General features: G+C 69.9%; 23 protein-coding genes and 1 pseudogene. 16 read left to right on the top strand and 8 right to left on the bottom strand.

Features of this window, described 5'->3' with window-relative positions; translation table 11 throughout:
* The first annotated feature begins 15 nt into the window (after nucleotides 1–15).
* The 3 genes from purU to TTH_RS06680 are packed head-to-tail and all read left to right on the top strand — an operon-like array spanning nucleotide 16 to nucleotide 2,710.
* Entirely contained in the window at nucleotides 16–873 is an 858-nt protein-coding gene (gene purU, locus TTH_RS06690; RefSeq protein ID WP_011228594.1) for a formyltetrahydrofolate deformylase, read from the top strand.
* Nucleotides 874–919: 46 nt separating this feature from the next.
* Nucleotides 920–2,134 carry a S1C family serine protease gene (locus TTH_RS06685; RefSeq protein ID WP_011228593.1) on the top strand — a complete coding sequence of 405 codons (1,215 nt, stop codon included), beginning with the start codon at nucleotides 920–922 and terminating at the stop codon, nucleotides 2,132–2,134.
* Nucleotides 2,135–2,710, top strand: coding sequence for a GNAT family N-acetyltransferase (locus TTH_RS06680; protein ID WP_011228592.1), 576 nt, complete (start codon nucleotides 2,135–2,137; stop codon nucleotides 2,708–2,710). It begins immediately after the preceding gene.
* Here the strand turns inward: TTH_RS06680 and TTH_RS06675 are convergent.
* The 3 genes and pseudogenes from TTH_RS06675 to TTH_RS06665 all read right to left on the bottom strand — a co-directional run bounded on the left by TTH_RS06675 (nucleotide 2,682) and on the right by TTH_RS06665 (nucleotide 4,899).
* Nucleotides 2,682–3,080, bottom strand: a complete 399-nt coding sequence (locus tag TTH_RS06675; protein ID WP_011173375.1) for a hypothetical protein — start codon at nucleotides 3,078–3,080, stop codon at nucleotides 2,682–2,684. The two genes, TTH_RS06680 and TTH_RS06675, sit on opposite strands and share 29 nt — an antisense overlap.
* Nucleotides 3,077–3,652: pseudogene (locus TTH_RS06670) on the bottom strand (TAXI family TRAP transporter solute-binding subunit); the annotation flags it as partial. The gene TTH_RS06675 and the pseudogene TTH_RS06670, both read right to left, overlap by 4 nt.
* Nucleotides 3,653–3,786: 134 nt before the next feature.
* Entirely contained in the window at nucleotides 3,787–4,899 is a 1,113-nt protein-coding gene (locus TTH_RS06665; RefSeq protein WP_011228590.1) for a site-2 protease family protein, read from the bottom strand.
* A 67-nt stretch (nucleotides 4,900–4,966) separates the two neighbouring features.
* Here TTH_RS06665 and TTH_RS06660 point away from each other — a divergent pair, with 67 nt between their 5' ends.
* On the top strand, nucleotides 4,967–6,166 hold the full coding sequence (locus tag TTH_RS06660; RefSeq protein ID WP_011228589.1) for an MFS transporter: 1,200 nt from the start codon (nucleotides 4,967–4,969) through the stop codon (nucleotides 6,164–6,166).
* Here TTH_RS06660 and wecB read toward each other — a convergent pair.
* The 4 genes from wecB to TTH_RS06640 are packed head-to-tail and all read right to left on the bottom strand — an operon-like array spanning nucleotide 6,141 to nucleotide 9,819.
* Nucleotides 6,141–7,259 carry a non-hydrolyzing UDP-N-acetylglucosamine 2-epimerase gene (gene wecB / locus TTH_RS06655; protein WP_024119483.1) on the bottom strand — a complete coding sequence of 373 codons (1,119 nt, stop codon included), beginning with the start codon at nucleotides 7,257–7,259 and terminating at the stop codon, nucleotides 6,141–6,143. The two genes, TTH_RS06660 and wecB, sit on opposite strands and share 26 nt — an antisense overlap.
* Nucleotides 7,256–8,356: an MraY family glycosyltransferase gene (locus tag TTH_RS06650; RefSeq protein WP_011228588.1), complete on the bottom strand. Its 1,101-nt coding sequence runs from the start codon at nucleotides 8,354–8,356 to the stop codon at nucleotides 7,256–7,258. The genes wecB and TTH_RS06650 overlap by 4 nt, the downstream gene beginning before the upstream one ends.
* Nucleotides 8,343–8,969 carry a uracil phosphoribosyltransferase gene (upp, locus tag TTH_RS06645; protein WP_011173367.1) on the bottom strand — a complete coding sequence of 209 codons (627 nt, stop codon included), beginning with the start codon at nucleotides 8,967–8,969 and terminating at the stop codon, nucleotides 8,343–8,345. The genes TTH_RS06650 and upp overlap by 14 nt, the downstream gene beginning before the upstream one ends.
* A 10-nt stretch (nucleotides 8,970–8,979) precedes the next feature.
* Complete coding sequence (locus TTH_RS06640) at nucleotides 8,980–9,819, bottom strand: phosphotransferase (RefSeq protein ID WP_011228587.1); 840 nt, start codon at nucleotides 9,817–9,819, stop codon at nucleotides 8,980–8,982.
* 18 nt (nucleotides 9,820–9,837) lie between these two features.
* Here TTH_RS06640 and TTH_RS06635 point away from each other — a divergent pair, with 18 nt between their 5' ends.
* Nucleotides 9,838–10,911, top strand: coding sequence for a radical SAM protein (locus tag TTH_RS06635; protein ID WP_011173365.1), 1,074 nt, complete (start codon nucleotides 9,838–9,840; stop codon nucleotides 10,909–10,911).
* On the opposite strand, the gene TTH_RS06630 is transcribed toward TTH_RS06635, so the two are convergent.
* Nucleotides 10,905–11,111, bottom strand: coding sequence for a CDGSH iron-sulfur domain-containing protein (locus tag TTH_RS06630; protein WP_011228586.1), 207 nt, complete (start codon nucleotides 11,109–11,111; stop codon nucleotides 10,905–10,907). The genes TTH_RS06635 and TTH_RS06630 overlap by 7 nt on opposite strands.
* 73 nt (nucleotides 11,112–11,184) lie before the next feature.
* On the opposite strand from TTH_RS06630, the gene miaB reads away from it, so the two are divergent.
* The 11 genes from miaB (at nucleotide 11,185) to metG (ending at nucleotide 21,952) form a co-directional block, all read left to right on the top strand.
* Nucleotides 11,185–12,507 (top strand): tRNA (N6-isopentenyl adenosine(37)-C2)-methylthiotransferase MiaB, encoded by a 1,323-nt coding sequence (miaB, locus tag TTH_RS06625; protein ID WP_143591337.1) that lies wholly within the window; start codon nucleotides 11,185–11,187, stop codon nucleotides 12,505–12,507.
* A 10-nt stretch (nucleotides 12,508–12,517) separates the two neighbouring features.
* The gene (locus tag TTH_RS06620; protein WP_008632759.1) at nucleotides 12,518–12,850 is read left to right on the top strand and encodes a hypothetical protein; all 333 of its coding nucleotides are present in this window, start codon (nucleotides 12,518–12,520) and stop codon (nucleotides 12,848–12,850) included.
* 3 nt (nucleotides 12,851–12,853) lie between these two features.
* Nucleotides 12,854–13,723 (top strand): FAD-dependent oxidoreductase, encoded by an 870-nt coding sequence (locus TTH_RS06615; RefSeq protein WP_011228584.1) that lies wholly within the window; start codon nucleotides 12,854–12,856, stop codon nucleotides 13,721–13,723.
* A gap of 9 nt (nucleotides 13,724–13,732) precedes the next feature.
* Nucleotides 13,733–14,290 carry a molybdenum cofactor guanylyltransferase gene (locus TTH_RS06610; protein ID WP_011228583.1) on the top strand — a complete coding sequence of 186 codons (558 nt, stop codon included), beginning with the start codon at nucleotides 13,733–13,735 and terminating at the stop codon, nucleotides 14,288–14,290.
* Between the two features lie 25 nt (nucleotides 14,291–14,315).
* Complete coding sequence (locus TTH_RS06605; protein ID WP_011228582.1) at nucleotides 14,316–15,785, top strand: ABC transporter ATP-binding protein; 1,470 nt, start codon at nucleotides 14,316–14,318, stop codon at nucleotides 15,783–15,785.
* Nucleotides 15,782–16,831 (top strand): ABC transporter permease, encoded by a 1,050-nt coding sequence (locus TTH_RS06600; RefSeq protein WP_011228581.1) that lies wholly within the window; start codon nucleotides 15,782–15,784, stop codon nucleotides 16,829–16,831. The genes TTH_RS06605 and TTH_RS06600 overlap by 4 nt, the downstream gene beginning before the upstream one ends.
* Complete coding sequence (locus tag TTH_RS06595) at nucleotides 16,831–17,664, top strand: ABC transporter permease (RefSeq protein WP_011228580.1); 834 nt, start codon at nucleotides 16,831–16,833, stop codon at nucleotides 17,662–17,664. The genes TTH_RS06600 and TTH_RS06595 overlap by 1 nt, the downstream gene beginning before the upstream one ends.
* A gap of 2 nt (nucleotides 17,665–17,666) precedes the next feature.
* Nucleotides 17,667–18,806 (top strand): BMP family ABC transporter substrate-binding protein, encoded by a 1,140-nt coding sequence (locus TTH_RS06590; RefSeq protein ID WP_011228579.1) that lies wholly within the window; start codon nucleotides 17,667–17,669, stop codon nucleotides 18,804–18,806.
* Between the two features lie 39 nt (nucleotides 18,807–18,845).
* Nucleotides 18,846–19,322 carry a thioredoxin-dependent thiol peroxidase gene (gene bcp, locus TTH_RS06585; RefSeq protein ID WP_011228578.1) on the top strand — a complete coding sequence of 159 codons (477 nt, stop codon included), beginning with the start codon at nucleotides 18,846–18,848 and terminating at the stop codon, nucleotides 19,320–19,322.
* Nucleotides 19,322–20,005 (top strand): ribose-5-phosphate isomerase RpiA, encoded by a 684-nt coding sequence (gene rpiA, locus TTH_RS06580; RefSeq protein WP_008632746.1) that lies wholly within the window; start codon nucleotides 19,322–19,324, stop codon nucleotides 20,003–20,005. Before bcp ends, rpiA begins: the two co-directional genes overlap by 1 nt.
* A 90-nt stretch (nucleotides 20,006–20,095) precedes the next feature.
* Entirely contained in the window at nucleotides 20,096–21,952 is a 1,857-nt protein-coding gene (gene metG / locus TTH_RS06575) for a methionine--tRNA ligase (protein WP_011228577.1), read from the top strand.
* The last annotated feature ends 67 nt before the right edge of the window (nucleotides 21,953–22,019 follow it).

Below are 22,019 nucleotides of genomic sequence, written 5' to 3'. Positions count from 1 at the left end.
GATATAGTAGCCCCCATGGAGGAGGCGAGGCTTCTCGTCACCTGTCCGGACCGGCCCGGCATCGTGGCCGCCGTGAGCGGTTTCCTCTACGCCCATGGGGCCAACATCACCGATCTGCAGCAGCACTCCACCGACCCCGAGGGGGGGACCTTCTTCATGCGGGTGGCCTTCACCGCCTCCCACCTGGACCTGGCCCGCCCCGCCCTGGAAAGGGCCTTCCAGGAGGTGGTGGCGAGCCGCTTCCAGATGCAGTGGCGCCTGGCTTACGCCTCCGAGAGGAAGCGGACGGCCATCCTCGTCTCCAAGCCCGCCCACGCCCTCTTGGAGCTCCTTTGGCGCTACCGGGTGGGAGAGCTTCCCATGGAGCTCCGCCTGGTCATCTCCAACCACCCCGACCACCGGGAGGAGGTGGAGCGCTTCGGCATCCCCTACCACCACGTGCCCGTGGAGAAGGGCAGGAAGGAGGAGGCGGAGGAGAGGATCCTCGCCCTTTTGGAGGCGGAGGGGGTGGAGCTTGTGGTCCTCGCCCGCTACATGCAGATCCTCTCCCCCGGCTTCGTGGAGCGCTTCCCCATGCGCATCATCAACATCCACCACTCCTTCCTTCCCGCCTTCGCCGGGGCCGACCCCTACCGCCAGGCCTACGAGCGGGGCGTGAAGCTCATCGGGGCCACGGCCCACTACGTCACCGAGGAGCTGGACCAGGGCCCCATCATTGAGCAGGACGTGGTGCGGGTCTCCCACCGCCACTCGGTGCGGGAGATGAAGCGCCTTGGGCGGGAGCTGGAACGCACCGTCTTGGCCCGGGCGGTGCGCTGGCACCTGGAGGACCGGATCCTGGTCCACGAGAACCGCACCGTGGTCTTCGTCTAATGGCGGGCTAACCGGGGGGGCGTAGGGTGGAACTGGGAGGTGTGGCATGAACCTGGGACGTTCCTTTGTGGGCTTTCTGGTGCTCTCCCTGATGGCGGGGGCGGTGCTCTGGTGGGGGGTCTCCAACGGCCAGGCCCCAAGCTCCCAGGCGGCCAAGGCCGCCGACGAGGGGCTTTTGGAGTACGAGCGGAACACCGTGGAGATCGTGGAGCGCTACGGGGACGGGGTGGTCTACGTCTCCGTGGTCACCCGGCCGCAAAGCGTCCAGCTTCCCCCGGGGTTTGAGTTCTTCGCCCCCTTCCTCCAGGTGCCGCCCCAGCGGGGCACGGGCTCGGGCTTCGTCATTGACAAGGAGGGGTACATCTTCACCAACTACCACGTGGTGGAGGGGGCGGACCGGATCACGGTGAAGTTCCACAACGACCCCAAGGAGTACCAGGCCCGGCTGGTGGGGGCGGCCCCGCCCCTGGACGTGGCCCTCCTCAAGGTGGACGCCCCCAAGGAGCGCCTGGTGCCCTTGGTCCTGGGGGACTCCGACCAGATTCGGGTGGGGCAGAAGGCCATCGCCATGGGGAACCCCTTCGGGCTGGAGTTCACCGTGACCCAGGGGATCGTCTCCGCCATCCGGGAGAACCCGGGGGCGATCGGGGACGAGTCGGGCCTCGTGCCCCAGGTGATCCAGACGGACGCCGCCATCAACCCCGGCAACTCCGGGGGGCCCCTCCTCAACTCCCGGGGCGAGGTCATCGGCATCAACACCGCCATCCTCACCCCCACGGGCCAGTTCGGCGCGGCCCAGTTCGCCGGGGTGGGGTTCGCCTTGCCCATCAACCTGGTGAAGCAGTACCTCCCCGAGATGCGGGCGGGGAAGATCCTCACCGCCGAGGAGATCGTGCGGAGCCGGCCCCGGCTTGGGGTTTCCATCATTCCCCTCTCCTTCTACCCGGAGAGGCTCCGCCAGCAGTATGGCCTCCCCGACACCGGCCTCATGGTCCAGGAGGTGGAGCGGAATAGCCCCGCCCAGAAGGCGGGCCTCAAGCCCCCCACCCGCTTTGCCTACATCCAGCTGCCCACGGGGGAGGCCCTCCAGGTGGGGGTGGACGGGGACGTGCTCCTGGAGGCGGACGGGGTGCCCCTCACCTCCATCGCCCAGCTCCGCCAGGTCCTCTACGCCAAGAAGCCCGGCGAGGCGGTGACCCTCAAGGTCTGGCGGCAAGGCCGGACCCTCACCCTCCGGGTGGTGCCCCAGGTCCTGCGGTAGATGGGGCTTTGGGAGAAGGCGCCCCTCAGGCTTAGGCGCTACCTCGTCTACCGCCGCGAGGGGGGGTGGCCCCCCCTCGCCTTGGGGCCCTCCGTAACGGTGGAGCGGCTGGAGAAGGGCCTACCCCTCGGGCTTCCCGAGGAGGTCTGGGCCGACGGCCGGGTCTATCCCCTGGCCCGGACCCTCGAGGGCTACCTGGCCCTCGGCCACCCCGGGGTGGTCCTCCGGGTGGAGGGGCGGTACGCGGGCCACCTCTTCCTCCGCCCTCCGGGCACCCCACCCCCGCCCCACCTCCCCTGGGGCTTCCTCCCGGAGCCCCTGCCCTGGGCCTACGGGGCCTTTGTGCGCCCGGAGTACCGGGGACGGGGCCTCATCCGCCACGCTTTGGTGGCCCTGGGGAGGGGGTGGGAGGAGGTGTACGCCGAGGTCCGGCCGGAAAACCTCCCCGCCCGGAGGAGCCTCGAGGCCCTGGGCTTCCGCCCCGTGGGGTGGCTCGAGGTCCTGATCCTCGGGGTGCCCAAGGTGCGCTGGTGGCGCTTCGCCCGCTTCAGGGCGGCCAGAGAAGGCGCGCCCTGAGGCAGCCTCCCTCCGCCCAAAAGCGCCACGGGCCCAAGGCGAGGGAAAGGCCCACCTCCGAGCAGTAGACGAGTTCCCTTCGCCTTTCTTGGGCCAGGACCTCGTTCCAGGCGTACTCCCCCCCGGTGTAGTAGGCCTCCGTCTCCGGGTCGGTGAGGGCGCGGAAGCCCCGGAAGTCCCAAAGGGGGTAGAAGAGGAGGCGCACCGGCCTGCCCGTCACCGAGTTCACGAAGGCCACCTCCCCCCGGCTCCAGGGGAAGAGGACGAGGAGCCTCCTCGCCCCCTCGCCCTCCACGGCCACGAGGCGCAGAAGAAGAAGCCCCCCCAGGGCCAGAAGGCCCAGGGGGAGGGGGCGGAAGGGGAGCCTCACTTCAGGGCGCCCGCCTCGCGGAAGTAGCGGAGCGCCCCCTCGTGGTAGGGGATGGCCCCGCCCACGAAGCGGACGGCGTTCTCCAGGGTGGTGTTCCGGGCGGCGGGCACCGCCTGGCGCAGGGCCTCGAGGTTCTCAAAGGTGGCCTTGGTGAGGGCGTAGGCCGCCTCCTCGGGCAGGGAGGCGGGGCAGATGAAGAAGTTCCAGAAGGAGAGGGTGGGGGTGTCGTTGCGGGTGCCGTAGACCTCCTTGGGGATCACCCCGGGGGCGGAGACGCCGGGGAAGCGGCGCTGGAAGACCTGGACCGGGGTGCTCTGGGGAGGAAGGGGGACGAGCTGGATCCGGTCCCCCTTGCGGGCGAGGGTGGCGGCGAGCTCCACGATGGCCCCCGTGGGGAGCCCCCCGGACCAGAAGAAGGCGTCAATGTTCCCCTCGGAGAGGGCGCTTGCGCTCTCCTGGGCCCCGAGGCGCTCCTGCTTGGCGAAGTCCTTGGGGGAAAGGCCCGCGGCCTCGAGGACCAAAAGGGCCTCCACCTCCGTCCCCGAGCCCGGGGCCCCCGTGGAGACCCGCTTAGACGCCCCCGGTGCTCCCGGTGCCGATGGCCACCTTGGGCTTCTGCGCCACGCTCACGCCTAAGGCCAAGAGGGCGAATAGGGCTAGGGCTCGCTTCATCCGCATCACCTCCGCATAGTTTTGCACCCCCAGGTTATTCGGGCCCCTTAGGCCTGTCAAGGTGGGAAAGTCCCAGAAGCCGCACCTGGAAGGCGCGGAGGAGGTCGGTCTTGCTGAGGACGCCGAGAAGCCGGTCCCCCTCCACCACCAGCGCCCGGGCGTACCCGCGTTCCGCCATGCGCTCCAGGGCGGTAAGGGCGTCCTCCTCGGGGGAGAGGAGGAGGGGGGGAAGGAGGTGGCGGGCCACGGGGTCCAGGGGGTTCGCCCCCTCCAGGCCCTCGAGGCCCACCACCCCCAGGATGCGGCCCTCCGCCACCACGGGAAAGCCGGAGACCTTGTGGCGCAGGGCCAGGGCCAGGGCCTCCCCCACGGGCAGGTCCGGGGGGAGGACGATGGGGTTTGGGGTCATCAGGTCCTTCACCTTTAGGCCCTCCAGGGCCTGGGCCAGGAGGGTGGCCTCGGCGTCGGCCCTCGAGGCCATGTAGACGAAGAAGGCGATGAGGACGAGGAGGGGGTTCAGGACGAGGAGGCCGAAGAGGCCGAGGGCCCAGGCCAGGGCCTGGCTCAGGGCCACGGCCTGGCGCGTGGCCTGGAGGTAAGGCTTCCTCAGGGCGAGGAGCGCCCGGTAGACCCTCCCGCCGTCCAGGGGCAGGGCGGGGAGGAGGTTGAAGAGGGCGAGGCCCAGGTTCACCAGGGCGAGGTAGCGGCCGAGGAAGCCCAAGGCCCCCGCCTCCCAGGGGAGGGTCCGGAAGAGGAGGAAGAGGAGGAGGCTCACCAGAGGCCCCGCCAGGGCGATGACGAGCTCCTTCATAGGCTCCCTGGGGATCCTTTCCATCTGGGCCACGCCGCCCAGGAGCCAGAGGGTGATCCGCCGGGTCGCCACCCCGTACCGCCTCGCCGCCAGGGCGTGGCCGACCTCGTGGAGGAGGACGGAGAGGAAGAGGCCCGTGGCGGCGAGGAGGCCGAGGAGGAAGGGGTAGGGGCCCTGGAGGAGGCGGGGGTCCTGGGGGAGGCCGAGGAGGGCGAAGTAGTGGGGCAGGTTCCGCCCGATGTATAGGGCCCACAAGGGGAGGACGAGGAGGAAGGAGAGGTCCAGGTGGACGGGGATCCCCGCCAGGCGGAAGAGGAAGATCCCGTGCTGGAACACGCCTCAGTATAGGGGCGGGTGGGGCGCGGGGGTGTAATGACCGGTCAGTCAGGGTTAGCATGGAGGGGTGCTGGCGCTCGCCCTTCTCAAAGACCCCGGGTACCGGAGCTACTGGCTCGCCCTCTTCGCCTCCCAGATGGGCACCTGGATGCAGGCCGCGGCCCAGGGCTGGCTCGTCTTGCTCCTTACGGGAAGCGCCGAGCGGCTCGGCCTCGTGGTGGCCCTCCAGTTTCTGCCCTCCCTCCTCTTTTCCCTGCCCGCCGGGGTCCTGGCCGACCGCTACCCCAAGCGGGACCTCCTCCGCTTCACCCAGGGGGGGATGACCCTCCTCGCCCTGGCCATGGCCTTCTTGGTCTACACGGGCTGGGTGCGGTACGGGCACGTCCTCCTCTTCGCCTTCCTCTACGGGGCCCTGAACGCCATGGACCAGCCCGTGCGCCAGAGCTTCACCGTGGAGCTCGCGGGGAAGGAGCGCTACCCCGGGGCCATCGCCTTGAACTCCTTCGGCTTCAACACGAGCCGCCTCGTGGGGCCCGCCGTCGCGGGCTTCCTCATCGCCTTCTACGGCGTGGGGGCCGCTTACCTCGCCAACGCCCTGTCCTTCCTGCCCATCCTCTGGGTGCTCTCCCGCCTGCCTCGAGGCGAGGGGAACGGGGTCGTCCAGGGACGCTGGTGGACGGAGGCCCTGGAGGGGATCCGGTTCGTCCTGGGGCACCCCGTGGTGCGGCGGGTGGTGGGCTTGATCCTCTTCGCCACCCTTTTGGGCATGAACTTCCAGACCCTGGTGCCGGCCTACGCCCGCCTCGTCCTCGGCCTTTCCGCCACGGGGTACGGCTTCCTCCTCTCCAGCGTGGGCGTGGGGGCGATCCTCGCCGCCTTGATCATGGCCTTCACCGGCAGGCCCAGGCCCTGGCGCCTCGTCCTCGGCCTCTTCGCCCTGGCCCTGGCCCACCTGGGCCTCGCCCTGAAGCTTCCCGGCCTCGTGCCGCTCTTCCTCGCCGTGGGGGGCTTCGGGATGATCTCCGTCCTCATCAACGCCAACACCCTGGTCCAGCTCTCCGTGCCCGACCGGCTTCGGGGCCGGGTCATGGCCGTCTACAGCCTGGTGATGCTGGGCACGGGGCCCTTGGGCGCCTACCTTACGGGCTTCCTCTTTGAGGCCCTGGGGGGGCGGAGGGCGGCGCTCGTCCTGGGGCTGGCCCTCCTCGCCGTGGGGGCCTTCCAGCTCCTCCGCCCCTGGCCTAGGGACGCCAGTCCTCAGGCCTAGGCCCGAGGCCGAGCCGCCAGGCCACCCCTCGCGCCACCCTGAGCCCCGCCTTTCCGTCCCCGTAGGGGTTCTTGGCCTTCCGCATGCGGGAAAGCTCCTCCGGGTTTTCCAAAAGCCCCTTCACCACGCGGTAGACCCCTTCGGGGTCGGTGCCCGCGAGCTTTAGGATCCCGGCCTTAAGCCCTTCGGGCCTCTCCGTGACGTTCCTCAGGACCACCACGGGCACCCCCAGGGCCGCCCCCTCCTCCTGGAGCCCCCCGGAGTCGGTGACGAGGAGGAGGCTCGCCCTCATGAGGGCGGCCATGGAGCCGTACTCCAGGGGGTCCAGGAGCACGAAGTTCCTCACCCCTTTGAGCACCGGGAAGACCGCCTCCCGCACCACAGGGTTCAGGTGCACCGGGTAGACGAAGGTGAGGTGGGGGAAGGCCTCGGCCACCCTTTTGAGGGCCTGGGCGAGGTCGGAAAGGAGGGGCCAGTTCTCCCGGCGGTGCATGGTCACGGTCACGTAGGGCCCTTCGGGCAGCCCCTCGGGAAGCCGACCGAGCTTCGCGGCGAGGAGCACCGCGTCCACCCCGGTCTGGCCCGTGACCAGGATCCCCTCCTCCCGCTTCCCCTCCTTAAGGAGGTTCGCCTTGGCGAGGGGGGTGGGGGCGAAGTCCAGGTCGGTGAGGACGTCGGTGAGGCGGCGGTTCGCCTCCTCGGGGAAGGGCTCCTTGAGGTTGCCGCTCCTTAGGCCCGCCTCCACGTGGCCCACGGGGATCCCCTCCAGAAAGGCCGCCCAGGCCACGGCGAAGGTGGTGAGGGTGTCCCCGTGGACGAGGACGTAGTCCGCCCCCATCTCCTTGAGGGCCCGGGCCGCCTGGGGGAGGATGCGGGCCGCGAGGTCGGGGAGGGCCTGGCGCTCCTGCATCACGTCCAGGTTTCGGTCCTCTTGGATCCCGAAGAGGCTTAAGGCCTGCCGCAGTTGCTCCCGGTGCTGGCCCGTGAGGAGGACGAGGGGCTTCAGGCCCGGGATCCCCCTGAGGGCCAGGTACACGGGGGCCATCTTGGTGGCCTCGGGCCGCGTGCCGAAGGCGAGGACCACGCGTTTCATTCCCCCCTCCATAGCGCCCTAAGCCTCCGGTAGGTGACCCAGGCGAGGCCCAGGGCGGTGGCGAGAAGGCTCGTCAGGATGGCCTCCCAGGGCATTCCCAGGTAGACCATGGCGAGGAGGTTGAAGAGGAGGGCCGCCCCCCAGAGGAGGAAGGCCACCCGCCTTTGGGAAAGCCCCCGGGCCAGGAGGCGGTGGTGGATGTGGTCCTTGCCGGGGGTGGAGAGGGGGTTCTGCCCCCTGAGGAGCCTCCGCACCACCACCTGGGTGGTGTCCAGGATGGGGAGGAGGAGGAAGAGCGCCGGGGGGAGGAGGCCCAGGAAGGTGGTGAGCTTGAGGTTGCCGAGGAGGGCGGTGGCGGCCAAGGTGTAGCCCAGGAAGTAGGCCCCCGCGTCCCCCAGGATGATGCGGCTTGGGTGGAGGTTGTGCCGGAGGAAGCCCAAGGAGGCCCCCGCCAGGGCGGAAAGCACCAGCGTCCCTGCCGCCCAGTAGGGGAACTGGGCGGAGACGAAGAGGAGGCTCATGGCGCTGATGAAGGCGATCCCCCCGGCGAGGCCGTCCAGGCCGTCCATGAGGTTGAGGGCATTGGTGATGCCCACGACCCAAAGCCAGGTGAGGAAGAGTCCCAAGGCGGGGTCCAAGGGGGTGCCGAAGGCGGCCTCAAACCGCACCCCCACGGCCACGAGGAGGAGGGCGGAAAGCGTCTGGACGAAGAGGCGGAAGAGGGGAGGAAGGCCGAACTGGTCGTCAATGAAGCCCACAAGCACGAGCCAGGCTCCCCCCAGGAGGATGGCGAGGACCTGGATGAGCACCTGCTCCACCAGGATGGGCCGGAGGAAGGCCGCCACCACCAGGGCGAGCACCACCCCGGCGTAGAGGGCGAGCCCCCCGGCGTTGGGGAGGGGCTCCCGGTTGAGCCTGCGCTCGTTGGGCAGGTCGGCCCAGCCCACCTTCAGGGCGAAGCGGCGCACGTGGGGCAGGAAGCGCCAGGTGAAGAGGAGGGCCAGGAAAAAGACGAGGAGGACGGTGAGCCAGCCCCGCCCGTAGGGGTTGGCCACGCCCAGGCGGTGGAGGAACTCCAGCAGGTCACTTGGTGCCATAGATCCGGTCCCCGGCGTCGCCGAGGCCGGGGACGATGTAGCCGTGGTCGTTGAGGCGCTCGTCTATGGCCGCCACCACCACCTCGGTGTCGGGGTGGTCCTTGGCGATGCGCTCCAGGCCCTCGGGGGCGGCGAGGATGGCCATGAGCTTGACCCCGGTGGCCCCCCGTTCCTTGAGGAGGGAGAGGGCGAGGCTTGCGCTTCCTCCCGTGGCCAGCATGGGGTCCAGGAGGAAGGCCCGGCGCTCGGCGATGTCCGGGGGGAGCTTGATGTAGTACTGCACGGGGTTTAAGGACTCGGGGTCCCGGTAGAGGCCGATGTGCCCCACCCGGGCGTGGGGGACGAGCTTCAAAATCCCCTCCACCATCACGAGCCCCGCCCGCAGGATGGCCACCAGGGCGAGCTTTTTCCCGGAGAGCACCTTGACCCGGGCGGGGGCGATGGGGGTCTCCACCGTGGTCTCCTCCAGCTCCAGGTCCCGCATGGCCTCGTAGGCCATGAGCATGGCGACCTCTTCGGCGAGCTCGCGGAAGTCCTTGGGGCCCGTGCGCTTGTCCCTGAGGTGGGCCAGCTTGTGCTGGACCAGGGGGTGGTCCACCAGGGTGATCCTCATCGGCAAGAGCCTACCACGCCCCCCTTCGGGGGAAGAAGTCCCGGAAGAAGGCGAGGGCCTTGGGGAGCTTTTCCTCCAGGGCCTGCGGGAAGCCTTGGGGCTCCTTGGTGCGGAACCAGTGGAGGTCGTGGAGGTAAGTGAGGGGGACGTAGAAGGCGAGGCGCTCCCGGACCTCCTTGGGGTAGAGGCGGGCCATGCGGAAGAGGGCGGCCCGGGCGGCCTCCTCCCCCAGGAGGTCTAGGCTTCCCGTCTTCAGGAGGGCGAGGTCCCGCGCCGGGTCGTCCCCCCCGGCGCGGGCCCAGTCCACCAGGAAGACCTCGGGGCCTTCCGCCTCCGGCGCTTTGAGGAGGAGGTTTCCTGCCCAGGCGTCCCGGTGGCAGAAGCGGCGTTCCACCCCGGCGGCGAGGCCCACCTCCCGCTTCAGGGCCTGGACCAGGGAGAGGGCTTCCGGCTGGTCGTGGAGGCTCTCGGCGAAGCGTTCCAGGCGGGAAAGGAGTTCCTCTTGGGTGACCTTCCCCGGCTCGGGCAGGCGGTGGAGGGCGAGGAAGAGGTGGGAGAGGGCGGCGAGGGTTTTGGAGGTGAAGGCCTCGGGGGCGAAGGGCCTTCCGGGGAAGCGGCGGGTGACGAGGACGCCCCCCTCCGCTCCCTGGATCACGGCGAGGACCAGGCTCCCGAAGCCCGCCCGGGCCATGCGGCGGGCCTCGAGGCCCGCCAGGTGGGCCTCCTCCTTGCGGTAGACCTTGTAAACCCGTTCGCCGTCCGTGTAGACCCGGGCCTCAAACCCGCCCAGGGGGGTGAGGCGCCTTAGGCGTTCGGGGGGAAGGAGGGCCTTGAGGGCGGCGACGGCCACGGGGCTTATTCTAGCCCTATGGAGCTCCTCCGGCCCGAGGCCACGGTCCTTTCCCTGGGGAGGCGGGTCCTTTCCTTTGACCGGGAGGGAAGGCCCTACCACTACTTCCGCGAGGGGAAGACCTACAAGCGCGCCCTGGACGGGAGCCTCCACCTCCGCTACCGGGAAGGGGAGAGGAGGCGGAGAAGGCTTGCCCCCGAGGAGGCCCTTGGGGTCTACCAGGAGGTCCTGGACCTGGCCGAGGCCCACCTGCGGGACGAAAGGAGGCGGGAGGAGGTGCTCCGCTGGACCCCCGAGGGCCTCCTGGACCCCACGCCCTACCGCAGGGCCTACGCCTGGCCCGTGAGCATCCTTCCCCCCGACGCCTACCTCTCCGTGGTCCTACAGGCCACCACGGGATGCACCTGGAACCGCTGCGCCTTCTGCAGCTTCTACCAGGACCGCCCCTTCCAGAAGCGAACCCCCGAGGCTTTCCGGGAGCACATCCAGGCCGTCTTGGCCCTGCTCGGGCGGGGCAGGCTTCTTAGGCGCGGGGTCTTCCTCGCGGACGGGAACGCCCTCGCCCTCTCCGAGCCCCTTCTTCCCCTCCTGGAGCTCGTGCGGGCCCACTTCCCCGGGGAGCCCGTGATGGGGTTTCTGGACCTCTTCACCGGCCTGAAGAAAGCCCCTTCCTGGTGGGAAAGGCTTGGGGGTATGGGCCTCCGGCGGGTCTACATCGGCCTGGAGACGGGGCACGCCCCCCTCCTCGCCCTCCTCCGGAAGCCCGGCCACCCCAAGGAGGTCCTGCCCCTGGTCCGGGCGTTGAAGGCGGCGGGGCTTTCCGTGGGGGTGATCCTCATGGTGGGGGCGGGGGGAAAGGCCTTCGCCGAGGCCCACTTCCGGGAAAGCCTCGCCCTCCTCGCGGAGCTTCCCTTGGGGAGAGGGGACGTGGTCTACCTCTCCCCCTTCCGGGAGGACCCCGGCACCCCGTACGCCGCCCTCGGCCTTGCTCCCTTGGAGGACCTCGAGGGGGAACTCCAAAGGTGGGCCCAGGCGGTGCGTCGCCTCGGCCTCAGGGCCTCCCGGTACGAGATCCGGGAGTTCCTCTACTGAACCTCCAACTCCCCCTTCTCCGCAAGGAAGCCCGCCTCCTTGTGGCTCCCGTCGCAGAAGGGCTTCTCCCGGGACCGGCCGCAGCGGCAGAGGGCGAGCTTGGCCCGCTCTAGGCGCCTTTCCTCCCCGTTCCACCGGAAGGGGGTCCCCTCCGGAAGGTCCAGGACGTAGGGCCCCTTCTCCCGAAAGCGGAGGCGCATGCCCCCATGCTACCCCTTCCTGCTATCCTGGGAAGGATGGGCCCGGGATCCCCCCGGTCGCCCGGGAGGTGCTATGCGTGCGCACATCATCACCTACGGCTGCCAGATGAACGAGTACGACTCCCACCTGGTGGCGAGCGAGCTCGTGAGCCTCGGGTGGGAGCTCGTGGACTCGGTGGAGGAGGCGGACTTCGTCCTGGTGAACACCTGCGCCGTGCGGGGCAAGCCCGTGGAGAAGGTGCGCTCCCTCCTGGGCCAGCTCCGCAAGGAGAAGGAGCGTCGGGGCCTCCTCATCGGGATGATGGGGTGCCTGGCCCAGCTGGACGAGGGCCAGCAGATGGCGAAGAAGTTCGGGGTGGACGTCCTCTTGGGCCCCGGGGCCCTCACCTCCTTGCCCGAGGCCCTGAAGGCGAACGAGAGGTTCTGGGACCTCACCTTCCGAGAGGACGTCCTGGACTACATTCCCCCGCCTCCCAAGGGGGCGCTTTCCGCCCACGTGACCATCATCCGGGGGTGCAACCACCACTGCACCTACTGCATCGTCCCCACCACCCGCGGCCCCGAGGTCTCCCGCCACCCCGACCTCATCCTTAAGGAGATTGAGCTCCTGAAGCAGGCGGGGGTGGTGGAGGTCACCCTCCTCGGCCAGAACGTCAACTCCTACGGCAAGGACCAGCCGGGCTTCCCCTCCTTCGCCGAGCTCCTCCGCATGGTGGGCGGGATGGGCATCCCCCGGGTGCGCTTCCTCACCAGCCACCCGGTGAACTTCACCGACGACATCATTGAGGCCATCGCCGAAACCCCCGCCATCTGCCGCTACATCCACCTGCCCGTGCAGTCGGGCTCCGACCGGGTGCTCCGCCGCATGGCCCGGGAGTACCGCCGGGCACACTATTTGGAGAGGATCCGGAAGATCCGCGAGGCCCTCCCCGATGCCGTGCTTTCCACCGACATCATCGTGGGCTTCCCCGGGGAGACGGAGGAGGACTTCCAGGAGACCCTTTCCCTCTACGACGAGGTGGGGTACGACCAGGCCTACATGTTCATCTACTCGCCCCGCCCCGGCACCCCCGCCTACAAGCACTTCCAGGACCTGCCCCGGGAGGTGAAGGTGGAGCGCCTGATGCGCCTCATTGAGAAGCAGAAGGAGTGGAGCTACCGCAGGAACCTGGAGTGGGTGGGGAAGACGGTGGAGGTGTTGGTCCGGGGCGAGGCCAAGGAGGAGGGCTTCGTCCAGGGGCACGACCGGGGGAACCACCCCGTGCTCGTCCCCGCTTCCCAGGCCCCGGTGCCGGGCCTCTACCAGGTGGAGATCAAGCAGGCCACGCCCCACCTCCTCTTCGGGGAGGTGGTGGGGGCGGAGGCCCCGGCCCCCATCCCCCTGCCCGTGGCCTAGGGGGTGAGGGATGCGGTCCATCCTCCCCCTGGGCGTGGCCTTGGCCCTCTTCCTCCTCCTCTTCGCCACCTTCCGCTTCACGGGGCTTGGGTTCTTCCTGGCCCTGGGGGGTGGGGCCCTGGGCTACTTGGGCCTTGCCCGTTGGCAGGAGGGGCTTCTTTCCCGGGGGCCTTCCTTGGCGGCGTTGGAGCGCCTGGCCATGCGGGAGGCCTGGCGGCGGGGCGGGGTTTTGCGCCCGGGGGACCTCTCGGCCTTTTTGCCTGAGGAGGAGGCGGAAAGGCTTTTGGAAGGGCTTGCTGCCCGGGGGCTTTGCCGGAAGGAGGGGGAGGGGTACCGGTTTTAGGGCATGCTCCGGGAAGCCGAGGTGGTGGTCCTGGGGGCCGGGGTGGCGGGGCTCACCCTGGCCCGCCTCCTTTGGGAAAGGGGCCGGAAGGTCCTGGTGGTGGCCGAGGCCCTGGGGGAGGCGAGCCGCCCTCCCGTGGCCCTGGTGAACCCCCTTAGGGGGAGGCGCTTCACCCTGGCGGAGGAGGGGGAAAGGGCCTTGGCGGCGGCCCTCGCCTTTTACGGCCGCTTCGTCCCCCTCCACCTCGGGGTCTTCCGCCCCGTGCCCGAGGAGGACCGGCCCAAGGTGGCGGGGAGGCTTTCCCGGCTCAAGCACCGCTGGGAGAAGGAGGGGGTGCTTCTGGAGGAGGCCTTTTGGCTGGAGCCGAGGCCCCTTTTGGCGCGCCTCGCCGAGGGGCTTCCCCTTCTAAGGGGCCGGGTCCTCGCCTGGGAGCCTCCCTGGCTGGTCCTCGAGGGCGGCGGGCGGGTCAGGGGGGAGGTTCTGGTCTACGCCGGGGGGGGCCGGGGGGCGCACCTTTTGGGCCTGGAGGGGCGGCACGTCCCGGGGCTCGTCCTCACCCTCTTGGACTACTTTCCCCGGGCCGTGAGCTACCGGGTCTACTTGGCGGGGGCGGCCTTAGGGGGAAGCTACCTCCCGGGGGAGGAGGGCTACCGCCTCCCGCCGCCCACGGAAGGGGAGGTGGAGTGGCTTCTCCAAGGGGCCGAGGCCCTTGTGGGCTACCGCCCCCGGGTGGCCTCCCTTTGGCGGGGGGTGCGCTTTAGGCTTTCCTCCTTTCTCTTCCCCGTGGAGGGGGGGTTCGCCCTCACCGGGCTCGGCTCCACGGGCTTTCTCTACGCGCCTCTCCTCGCAGAGAGGCTTGCCGAAAGGCTTTAGACTGGGGGCGTGTACTCGGGAGCGGTCCTCGCGGGAGGGGCCTCGAGGCGCTTTGGGGAGGACAAGGCCCTTTTCGTCTACCGGGGGAAGCCCCTCCTCCTCTGGGTCTTGGAGAGCCTTAGGGGGGCGGAGGAGCGCTTCATCGTGGCCAACCGCCCCTACGTGGGCTTCGGCGTCCCCGTCTACCCCGACCTCCTCCCGGGGGCGGATAGCCTCTCCGGCCTCCACTCCGCCCTCGCCCACGCCCGCTTCCCCTGGGTGGCGGTGGCGGCCACGGACCTTCCCTTCCTCACCCGGGGCTTTTGGGACTTCCTCTACGAGCAGGCCCGCGCCTCCCCCTACCCCGTGGTGGCGGTCTACAGCCCCGAGGGCCACCTCGAGCCCCTCATGGCCCTTTACCACAAGGACTGCCTGCCCCAGGTGGAGCGGCAGATCCGGGAGGGGGACTTCCGCCTGGGGCGGGTGGTGGAGGCTTTGGGGGCCACGTATGTGGCCGCCGAGGAGGTGGTGGCCCGGTTTGGGGAGCGGGTCTACCTCAACGCCAACCGCAGGGCCGACCTCCCGTAGGCGTGGTATCCTCCTCCGGGGGCGGATGCTGCGGCTGGAGAACATCACGAAACGCTTCGGCCCGGTGGTGGCCAACGACCGCATCAGCCTCGAGGTGCGGGCCGGGGAGGTCCTCGCCCTCCTGGGGGAGAACGGGGCGGGGAAGACCACCCTGGTGAGCCTCCTCTACGGCCTTTACGCGCCGGACGAGGGGCGGATCCTCCTGGAGGGGCGCCCCGTCCAGATCCCCTCCCCCAAGGCGGCCCAGGCCCTGGGCATCGCCCTCGTGCCCCAGCACCCCGAGCTCATTGAGGCCCACACCGTGGCCGAGAACCTGGCCCTGGGGCTGGACCTGCCCTTCCTGCTTCCCCGAAGGGCCCTCGTCCGCAGGCTCAAGGCCCTGCTGGCGGGGCACCCTCTGGGGGTGGACCTGGAGGCGCCCGTCCACCTCCTCTCCGCCGGGGAGAAGCAGCGGGTGGAGATCCTCAGGGCCCTTCTCGCCAAGCCCAAGGTCCTGATCCTGGACGAGCCCACCAGCGTCCTCACCCCCCAGGAGGCGGAGGGCCTTTTCCAGGAGATCGCCCGCTACAAGGCCATGGGCCTCGCGGTGATCTTCATCAGCCACAAGCTGGACGAGGTGCTCCGGGTGGCGGACCGCATCGCCGTCCTCCGGGGGGGGAGAAAGGTGGGGGAGGTGCCGAGGGAGAAGGCGGACCGGGACCTCCTCGTGCGCCTCATGGTGGGGCGGGAGGTGGAGCCTCCCCGCCTCGGCTTCCCTCCGGGGAAGAGGCCCCTTCTGGAGGTGCGGGACCTCTTCGTGCCCCGCCGGGGGGTCCCGGTCCAGGGGGTGAGCTTCGTGCTCTGGGAAGGGGAGATCCTCGGCGTGGCCGGGGTGGCGGGAAGCGGGCAGAAGGAGCTCGTGGAGGCCTTGGCGGGGCTTAGGCCCTACCGGGGGGAGGTGCGGTTCCTGGGCGCCCCCTTGCCCCGGGACCCCGCCCGCCTCCACGCCTTGGGGGTGGCCCACATCCCCGAGGACCGGGCCATGGGGGTGGTGGGGACGATGAGCGTGGCGGAGAACCTGGCCCTGCGCCGCTACGCCCGCTTCGCCCGGCGGGGTTTGCTCTCCCGTAGGGCCATGGAGGAAAAGGCCTCGGAGCTCATCCGCCGCTTCGGGATCCAAACGCCTTCCCCCAGGACCCCCGTCCGCTTCCTCTCCGGGGGGAACGTGCAGAAGGTGATCCTGGCCCGGGAGCTCGGGGAGGGGGCCAGGCTGGTTTTGGCCATGCACCCCACCTACGGCGTGGACGTGGGGGCGGCGGAGGAGGTCCACCGCCTCCTCCTGGACCTGGCCAAGGGCGGGGCGGCCGTCCTCCTTGTGAGCGAGGACCTGGACGAGATCCTGGCCCTCTCCCACCGGGTGGCGGCCCTCTACCAGGGGCGGCTGGTGGGGCCCTTGCCGCGGGAGGGGGTGGGATTGGAGCGCCTGGGGGCCATGATGACGGGGGGTCGGGCGTGAGGGTGGAGGTGGACCCCGCGCCCCGGCCCCTCAAGGTCGTGGGGGCCTATGCCCTCTTCGTGGGGATGGCCCTCATGGCCTTGGGGGTCCTCTTCCGGGCCTACGGGGTGGCGCCCCTGGAGGCCTACCGGGTCTTCCTCTCGGTCCTGGGGGACCCCCTGGGCCTCGCCGAGGTGGCCCGGAGGGCCATCCCCCTCCTCCTCATCGGCTCGGGGTTGGCTTTGGCCTTCCGGGTGGGCTTCTTCAACATCGGGGCCGAGGGGCAGCTCCTCCTTGGGGCCGTGGGGGCCACCTACGCCGCCCTCTTCCTCCCTCCCGGGCCCTGGACCCTGCCTTTGATGTTCTTCCTCGGGGGGGCCTTGGGGGGGGTGTGGGCGGGCCTTGCCGCCTGGCTTCGGGCGCGCTTCGGGGCGAGCGAGATCCTCGTCACCCTCATGCAGAACTACCTCGCCTACTACCTGGTGGTCTACTTGGTGGCGGGTCCCTGGAAGGGGCGGACGGCCTTCGGCTTCCTCTACACCGACCCCTTTCCCGAGGCGGCGCGGCTTCCCGTGCTTCCCGGCACCCTGGTCCACTGGCCCACCCTCCTCCTCGGGGCGGTGGCCGCCCTGGTCCTCCACGTCCTCCTCTTCCGGACCCCCTGGGGCTTTGAGTGGCGGGTTCTGGGGGAGAACCCCCTCGCCGCCTGGTACCTGGGCCTGGACGCGGGCCGCCTCCTCCTCCGGGTGGGCCTGATCTCGGGCGCTTTGGCGGGGTTTGCCGGGGTGGGGGAGGTGGCGGGGATCCACCACAAGCTCCTGGAGCCCGCCCAGGTGTCCTTGGGCTACGGCTTCACGGCCATCCTCGTGGCCTGGCTCGCCCGCGGTGGGCCGGGTTACGTCCTCCTCACCGCCCCCCTCCTGGGGGTGGTCCTCGCCGGTGGGGACGCGTTGAAGCTCGCCTTCTCCATGCCCTTTCGCGTGGTGGACGTGACGAGCGGCCTCCTGCTTTTGGCCTTGATCGGGGCCGAGGCCGCAAGCCGCCACCGCCTGGTCTGGAGGCGCTGATGGAAGAGGCCTTGTTGCGCGCGGTCCTTTTCGGAACGCCTATCCTGCTCGCGGGGCTGGGGGCGCTTCTCGCCGAGCGGAGCGGGGTGGTGAACCTCGGGGTGGAGGGGATGATGGCCCTGGCCGCCCTCACCGCCTTCGCCGCCGCCCAGGCCTACGGCCCCCTACCCGGGGTCCTCGCCGCCCTCGGGGTGGGGGCGCTCTCGGGGCTTTTCCTGGGCCTCTTCGCCGTCACCTTGCGGGCCAACCAGTTCGTGGCGGGGCTCGCGGTGGCCGCCTTGGGGCTTGGGGCCTCGGGGCTTCTGGGCAAGCGCTACGAGGGGCTGCCCCTCGCCCACCCCTTGCCCGAGGGAGGGTTCGCCCTCTTGGGGGCGGCCCTCGCCCTCCTCGTCCACCTCTTCCTCACCCGCACCCGGACGGGGCTTTTCCTGCGGAGCGCCGGGGAGAACCCCAAGGCGGTGGACCTCTTCGGGGTGAGCGTGGACGGGGTGCGGTACCTGGCCCTGGGCCTGGGAGGGGGGCTCATCGGCCTCGCGGGGGCCTACCTCTCCCTGGCCTACCGGCCGAGCTGGACGGACGGGATGACCGCCGGGCTCGGCTGGGTGGCCATCGCCTTGGTGATCCTCGCCGCCTGGCATCCTCTTCGGGCCCTCCTTGGGGCCTATTTCTTCGGCCTCCTCTTCTTCCTGCAGTTCCGCCTCCAGGGCAGTGTACCTATACCGAGCGAGGCCTTTGCCGCCATGCCCTACCTTCTGGTTATCCTGGTCCTGGCGCTCTCGGGCCGGTCCCGGGCCCCCAAGGCCCTGGGCCAGCCCTTTGAGCGGGGGAGGTAGCCATGCAACGACTCGTTCTCGGGGTTCTCGCCGCCCTGGGCCTCGCCCTAGGGCAGGGGGAAAAGCTCAAGGCCTGTTTCATCTACGTGGGCCCGGTGGGGGACGCGGGCTGGACCTACGCCCACGACGTGGGCCGGAAGAAGGCGGAGGCGGCCCTCCCGTGGCTTGAGACCCGGTACGTGGAGAGCGTTCCCGAAGCCCAGGTGGTGCCGGTCATTGACCGGTTCGTGCGGGAGGGGTGCCGGGTCATCTTCGCGACCAGCTTCGGGTACATGGACGGGGTCCTCGAGGCCGCCAAGAAGTACCCGGACGTCATCTTCGCCCACGCCACGGGCATCAAGCGGGCCCCCAACGTGGCCACCTACATGGCCGACTTCTACCAGGTCTACTACCTGAACGGCCTCGCCGCCGGGGCCCTCACCAAGACGGGCAAGGTGGGGTACGTGGCCGCCTTCCCCATCCCCGAGGTGAAGCGGCACATCAACGCCTTCGCCCTCGGGGTGCGGGCCGTCCGGCCCGACGCCCAGGTGCTGGTGCGCTGGATCAACGCCTGGTACGACCCGGCCAAGGCCCGGGAGGCCACGGAGGCCCTCCTCGCCCAAGGGGCGGACGTCTTCGCCTTCACCGAGGACACCCCCACGGTGATCCAGACCGCCGCCCGCAAGGGGGCCTATTCCTTCGGCCACTACACCCCCATGCTCAAGTTCGCCCCCGACCACGTGGTCTCGGGCCAGATCGTCCACTGGGACGTCATCTACATTGACTTCCTCAAGAAGGTGAAGGAAGGGGTCTACACCCCCAAGAACCTGGAGAACGTGGACTACTTCTGGCTCCTCCAGCACGGGGCCGTGGAGATGGGGGCGGACTACGGCGTCCCCATCAACCCCAAGCACGTTCCCCTGCTGAAGGCCGCCCAGATGAGCGTGGAGGGCAAGAAGGTTCCGGTCTACGACCGGATCATGTCCCTTCTTGGGGCGATGAAGCGCCCGAACCCCACCTTTGACCCCTTCACCGGCCCCATCAAGGACCGCAAGGGGGTGGTGCGCATCCCCGCCGGGCGCAAGGCGACCCTTAACGAGCTCCTCACCATGGAGTGGGCCGCCCCCGGCGTGGTGGGCGACTGGCCGGGGGAGCCCCGGTAGGCCCGCTAAGGGCGGGGAAGGCGCGGGGAAAGGGGTATAATGCCCGCCATGGAAGTGGGCACGCTCGCGCCGGACTTCGCCCTGCCTGACCAGGAGGGCCGCACCCACCGCCTCTCCGACTACCGGGGGCGGTGGGTGGTCCTTTACTTCTACCCCAAGGACGACACCCCCGGGTGCACCAAGGAGGCCTGCGGCTTCCGGGACCAGATGGGAAGCCTCAAGGCCCTGGACGCGGTGGTCCTCGGGGTCTCGGCGGACGACGTGGAAAGCCACAAGCGCTTCGCCGAGAAGTACGGCCTGAACTTTCCCCTCCTCGCCGACCCCGAGCGGAAGGTCATCGGGGCCTACGGGGCCTGGGGGAAGAAGAACCTTTACGGCAAGGAGGTGGAGGGGGTGCTCCGCCAGACCTTCCTCATAGACCCCGAGGGCCGCATCGCCAAGGTCTGGCGCAAGGTCTCCCCCGAGGGGCACGCCCTCGAGGTGGCCGAGGCCCTGAAGGCGCTCAGGGGGGCCTGATGGAGCGCCCCCTGGAGAGCTACAAGAAGGAGGCGGCCCACGCCGCCATCGCCTACGTCCAGGACGGGATGGTGGTGGGCCTGGGCACGGGCTCCACGGCCCGCTACGCCGTCCTCGAGCTCGCCCGGCGCCTTAGGGAGGGGGAGCTGAAGGGCGTGGTGGGGGTGCCCACCTCGAGGGCCACCGAGGAGCTCGCCAAGCGGGAGGGGATCCCCCTCGTGGACCTTCCCCCTGAGGGGGTGGACCTGGCCATAGACGGGGCGGACGAGATCGCCCCGGGCCTTGCCCTCATCAAGGGCATGGGCGGGGCCCTCCTCCGGGAGAAGATCGTGGAGCGCGTGGCCAAGGAGTTCATCGTCATCGCCGACCACACCAAGAAGGTGCCCGTCCTCGGCCGGGGCCCGGTGCCGGTGGAGATCGTCCCCTTCGGCTACCGGGCGACCCTCAAGGCCATCGCCGACCTCGGGGGGGAGCCCGAGCTCCGCATGGACGGGGACGAGTTCTACTTCACCGACGGCGGCCACCTCATCGCCGACTGCCGCTTCGGCCCCATCGGGGACCCCTTGGGCCTGCACCGGGCCCTCTTGGAGATCCCCGGGGTGGTGGAGACGGGGCTCTTCGTGGGGATGGCCACCCGGGCCCTGGTGGCGGGGCCTTTTGGGGTGGAGGAGCTTCTGCCGTAGAATGGAGGCCATGAAGGGCATGCCCCGGTCCTAGGGCGGGGAGGCTTCCCCGCCCGGGGCGCGTGCCCCGGTTTTTTTTAGGGAGGGCGCATGGAAAAGGTCTTCTACGTGACCACCCCCATCTACTACGTGAACGCCGAGCCGCACCTGGGCCACGCCTACACCACGGTGGTGGCGGACTTTCTGGCCCGGTGGCACCGCCTGGACGGCTACCGCACCTTCTTCCTCACCGGTACCGACGAGCACGGGGAGACGGTCTACCGGGCGGCCCAGGCGGCGGGAGAGGACCCCAAGGCCTTCGTGGACCGGGTCTCCGGGCGCTTCAAAAGGGCCTGGGACCTCCTCGGCATCGCCTACGACGACTTCATCCGCACCACGGAGGAAAGGCACAAGAAGGTGGTGCAGCTCGTCCTAAAGAAGGTCTACGAGGCCGGGGACATCTACTACGGGGAGTACGAGGGCCTCTACTGCGTCTCCTGCGAGCGCTTTTACACGGAGAAGGAGCTCGTGGAGGGGCTTTGCCCCATCCACGGAAGGCCCGTGGAAAGGCGGAAGGAGGGGAACTACTTCTTCCGCATGGAGAAGTACCGCCCCTGGCTCCAGGAGTACATCCAGGAAAATCCCGACCTCATCCGCCCCGAGGGCTACCGGAACGAGGTCCTGGCCATGCTCGCCGAGCCCATCGGGGACCTCTCCATCTCCAGGCCAAAATCCCGCGTCCCCTGGGGCATCCCCCTCCCCTGGGACGAGAACCACGTGACCTACGTCTGGTTTGACGCCCTCCTGAACTACGTCTCCGCCCTGGACTACCCCGAGGGGGAGGCCTACCGGACCTTCTGGCCCCACGCCTGGCACCTCATCGGCAAGGACATCCTTAAGCCCCACGCCGTCTTCTGGCCCACCATGCTGAAGGCGGCGGGGATCCCCATGTACCGCCACCTGAACGTGGGAGGGTTTTTGCTGGGGCCGGACGGGCGCAAGATGTCCAAGACCCTGGGGAACGTGGTGGACCCCTTCGCCCTTCTGGAAAAGTACGGCCGGGACGCCCTGCGCTATTACCTCCTTAGGGAGATCCCCTACGGCCAGGACACCCCGGTGAGCGAGGAGGCCCTAAGGACCCGGTACGAGGCCGACCTCGCCGACGACCTGGGCAACCTGGTGCAAAGGACCCGGGCCATGCTCTTCCGTTTCGCCGAGGGCCGCATCCCCGAACCCGTGGCGGGGGAGGAGCTCGCCGAGGGGACGGGGCTTGCCGGGAGGCTCAGGCCTTTGGTGCGGGAGCTCAAGTTCCACGTGGCCCTCGAGGAGGCCATGGCCTACGTCAAGGCCTTGAACCGCTACATCAACGAGAAGAAGCCCTGGGAGCTTTTCAAGAAGGAGCCGGAGGAGGCCCGGGCCGTGCTCTACCGGGTGGTGGAGGGCCTGAGGATCGCCTCCATCCTCCTCACCCCGGCTATGCCCGACAAGATGGCGGAGCTCAGGCGGGCCCTGGGGCTTAAGGAGGAGGTGCGCCTCGAGGAGGCCGAGCGCTGGGGCCTGGCCGAGCCCCGCCCCATCCCCGAGGAAGCCCCCGTCCTTTTCCCCAAAAAGGAGGCCAAGGTGGAGGCCAAGCCCAAGGAAGAGGCCTGGATCGGCATAGAGGACTTCGCCAAGGTGGAGCTCAGGGTGGCGGAGGTTTTGGCGGCGGAGAAGCACCCGAACGCCGACCGGCTTTTGGTCCTCAGGCTCTCCCTGGGGAACGAGGAGCGCACCGTGGTCTCGGGGATCGCCAAGTGGTACCGGCCCGAGGAGCTCGTGGGCAAGAAGGTGGTCCTGGTGGCGAACCTCAAGCCCGCCAAGCTCCGGGGCATTGAGAGCCAGGGGATGATCCTCGCCGCCCAGGAGGGGGAGGCCTTGGCCCTGGTGACGGTGGAGGGGGAGGTGCCGCCCGGGGCGGTGGTGAAGTAATACCGCCCCACGCCGGGGCAAGCCGGCATGGGGGCCCCGGCAAAGGGTTCTCAAGGGGCTCCCTGGG

It is taken from the genome of Thermus thermophilus HB8, assembly GCF_000091545.1.
GTDB lineage: Bacteria > Deinococcota > Deinococci > Deinococcales > Thermaceae > Thermus > Thermus thermophilus.
This window is presented reverse-complemented; position numbering and strand designations above follow the sequence as displayed.

What these genes read in the sequence shown, in the direction of transcription:
- purU (WP_011228594.1), top strand. Translation starts at nt 16, where the DNA reads ATGGAGGAGGCGAGGCTTCTCGTCACCTGTCCGGACCGGCCCGGCATC.
- TTH_RS06685 (WP_011228593.1), top strand. Translation starts at nt 920, where the DNA reads ATGAACCTGGGACGTTCCTTTGTGGGCTTTCTGGTGCTCTCCCTGATG.
- TTH_RS06680 (WP_011228592.1), top strand. Translation starts at nt 2,135, where the DNA reads ATGGGGCTTTGGGAGAAGGCGCCCCTCAGGCTTAGGCGCTACCTCGTC.
- wecB (WP_024119483.1), bottom strand. Translation starts at nt 7,259, where the DNA reads ATGAAACGCGTGGTCCTCGCCTTCGGCACGCGGCCCGAGGCCACCAAG.
- TTH_RS06650 (WP_011228588.1), bottom strand. Translation starts at nt 8,356, where the DNA reads ATGGCACCAAGTGACCTGCTGGAGTTCCTCCACCGCCTGGGCGTGGCC.
- upp (WP_011173367.1), bottom strand. Translation starts at nt 8,969, where the DNA reads ATGAGGATCACCCTGGTGGACCACCCCCTGGTCCAGCACAAGCTGGCC.
- TTH_RS06635 (WP_011173365.1), top strand. Translation starts at nt 9,838, where the DNA reads ATGGAGCTCCTCCGGCCCGAGGCCACGGTCCTTTCCCTGGGGAGGCGG.
- TTH_RS06630 (WP_011228586.1), bottom strand. Translation starts at nt 11,111, where the DNA reads ATGCGCCTCCGCTTTCGGGAGAAGGGGCCCTACGTCCTGGACCTTCCG.
- miaB (WP_143591337.1), top strand. Translation starts at nt 11,185, where the DNA reads ATGCGTGCGCACATCATCACCTACGGCTGCCAGATGAACGAGTACGAC.
- TTH_RS06620 (WP_008632759.1), top strand. Translation starts at nt 12,518, where the DNA reads ATGCGGTCCATCCTCCCCCTGGGCGTGGCCTTGGCCCTCTTCCTCCTC.
- TTH_RS06615 (WP_011228584.1), top strand. Translation starts at nt 12,854, where the DNA reads ATGCTCCGGGAAGCCGAGGTGGTGGTCCTGGGGGCCGGGGTGGCGGGG.
- TTH_RS06605 (WP_011228582.1), top strand. Translation starts at nt 14,316, where the DNA reads ATGCTGCGGCTGGAGAACATCACGAAACGCTTCGGCCCGGTGGTGGCC.
- TTH_RS06595 (WP_011228580.1), top strand. Translation starts at nt 16,831, where the DNA reads ATGGAAGAGGCCTTGTTGCGCGCGGTCCTTTTCGGAACGCCTATCCTG.
- TTH_RS06590 (WP_011228579.1), top strand. Translation starts at nt 17,667, where the DNA reads ATGCAACGACTCGTTCTCGGGGTTCTCGCCGCCCTGGGCCTCGCCCTA.
- bcp (WP_011228578.1), top strand. Translation starts at nt 18,846, where the DNA reads ATGCCCGCCATGGAAGTGGGCACGCTCGCGCCGGACTTCGCCCTGCCT.
- rpiA (WP_008632746.1), top strand. Translation starts at nt 19,322, where the DNA reads ATGGAGCGCCCCCTGGAGAGCTACAAGAAGGAGGCGGCCCACGCCGCC.
- metG (WP_011228577.1), top strand. Translation starts at nt 20,096, where the DNA reads ATGGAAAAGGTCTTCTACGTGACCACCCCCATCTACTACGTGAACGCC.